The 2,013-nt window shown below is 63.9% G+C and carries 3 protein-coding genes; all 3 read left to right on the forward strand.

Going from position 1 to position 2,013, the window contains the following annotated elements:
- Positions 1 to 511: 3-hydroxyacyl-CoA dehydrogenase family protein (locus EN935_RS33270; protein WP_245489118.1), on the forward strand; the 511-nt coding region annotated here is incomplete at its 5' end.
- 124 nt (positions 512 to 635) lie between these two features.
- Complete coding sequence (locus EN935_RS33275) at positions 636 to 1,466, forward strand: ABC transporter ATP-binding protein (RefSeq protein WP_127264590.1); 831 nt, start codon at positions 636 to 638, stop codon at positions 1,464 to 1,466.
- Positions 1,463 to 2,013, forward strand: a 551-nt coding sequence (locus tag EN935_RS33280) for an ABC transporter permease subunit (RefSeq protein ID WP_127374088.1), incomplete at its 3' end; no start/stop codon positions are given. The genes EN935_RS33275 and EN935_RS33280, both read left to right, overlap by 4 nt.

The raw sequence follows: 2,013 nt of genomic DNA on the forward strand, positions 1-2,013 counted from the left end.
CCCGCCGCACATCATACCGATGATCGAGGTGATCGGCGGCGAAAAGACCGCGCCTGAAACCGTGGTTGTCATCCGCGACCTCATTCGCTCGATCGGCCTGCTGCCGGTGGTGGTGAAGAAGGACGTTCCAGGCTTCGTCGAGAACCGCGTGCTCTATGCGCTGCTGCGCGAGGCGGTCGACCTTGTCGAGCGCGGCGTCATCGAACCTGAAGATCTCGACACCTGCGTATCCTGGGGCATCGGCTACAAGATCGCCGTCATCGGCCCGATGGCGCTGCTCGATATGGCGGGGCTGGATATCTACAAATCCGTCTCGTCCTTCCTGAATGCCGATCTCTCCAACCGCGACGATGTCGCGCCGATGGTGCTGGAGAAGACGGCTGCGTCGAAGTTCGGCATCAAGTCGGGCGAGGGCATGTTTGCCTACACGCCCGAGCAGACAAAGGCGCTGCAAGGCGAACGGGCGCGCAAGCTCGTCGCGGTGCGGCGCATCCTGGAAGGCCGGGAGTAGCCAATGTCACATGGTGCGCAGAGGGCAGGCCGGTTTGAGGAGTTCCACCGGTCGGCTGTTTGTGTGAAGGGCGCCTTCGCAATGGCGCGGGTGCGGCCGACGACAGCGCGCGAGGTGACAAGCCATGCGCATTGAAACCATTCGAGCTGCCGGCGACAGGCCGGCCCATATCCGCCATGACGACCTGATCTCCGCCAAGGGCGTTTCGGTGGTCATCGCCCGGCAGCTGATCCTCCAAAACATCGATCTTTCCGTGCCAAAGGGGTCGTTTGTCTCCCTTATCGGTCCTTCCGGTTGCGGCAAGAGCACCTTGCTCAAGGTGCTGGCCGGGCTGGTGCAGCCGACCCAGGGCAGCGTTTCGATCGCCGGGCTCGCGCCGGTCGAGGCGGCGCGCAAGCGGATGATCGGCCTCGTCTTTCAGGACGCCAATTTGCTCCCCTGGAAAAATGCCGTCGACAATGCGTCGATGCTGCTCGGCATTGCCGACAAGTCGCTGTCGCGCTCGGATTTGCGGGCGCGCGGCCAGGAGATGCTGGAACTGGTGGGGCTCGGCGATAGCGCCCACAAGCGCCCAAACGAACTGTCGGGCGGCATGCGGCAGCGGGTTGCCATCGCACGGGCCCTGGCGCTCGACCCGGCGGTCCTGCTGATGGACGAACCGTTCGGCGCGCTCGACGCAATCACCCGCGATTCCATGGGCCAGTCGCTGCTGGAGATCTGGCAGCGTACCGGCAAGACGATCGTGCTCGTCACCCATTCCATCGACGAGGCCATCCATCTGTCGCGCCATGTTCACGTGCTGGGGATCAAGCCGGGGCGGATCACCGAGAGCCTCGACATTGCGCTGCCTTATCCGCGCGACCTGTCGGTCACCGAAGATCCGGAGTTCGTCAGGCTGGTGGTTCAGTTGCGAACGATGCTGCGCTCCAGCCATCAACCGGGAGGCGCGTCTTGAGCGACCAACCCATCACGGACCTTTCCGAGCCGCGGCTCGCCTCCAGTTGGAGTGCCGCGACCGGCAGTTGGCTTCCGGCGGTCATCCTGCTGCTGGTGACGATCGTGGTGTGGGAAGCGGCCGTGCGGATATTTGCCATATCCGCTTTCATCATTCCGGCCCCATCCGAGATCGCGAAATCGCTGGTCGGGCAATGGGGCACGCTGATGCAGGCGACGCTGGTGACGGCGGGCGAGATCCTGTTCGGCTTCCTGGTCTCGGTCGTGGTCGGCATTGCCATTGCGCTGGTCATCGTTCGCTTCGACTGGCTGGGACGCGCGCTGTATCCGCTGGTGGTGCTGTTCCAGAACGTACCGAAAGTCGCGCTCGCGCCGATCTTCATCCTCTGGTTCGGCTACGGGCTGGCGCCCAAGATCGGCCTGATCCTGGTCATCGCCTTCTTTCCGGTGACGCTGTCGATGCTGGCGGGCATGCAATCGGTCGACCGCTCGCTGCTGTCGCTGATGAATTCCGTCGGGGCCAGCCCGACGCAGATCCTGTTCAGGAT

The sequence above is a fragment of the Mesorhizobium sp. M7D.F.Ca.US.004.03.1.1 genome (assembly GCF_003998635.1).
Classification (GTDB): domain Bacteria; phylum Pseudomonadota; class Alphaproteobacteria; order Rhizobiales; family Rhizobiaceae; genus Mesorhizobium; species Mesorhizobium loti.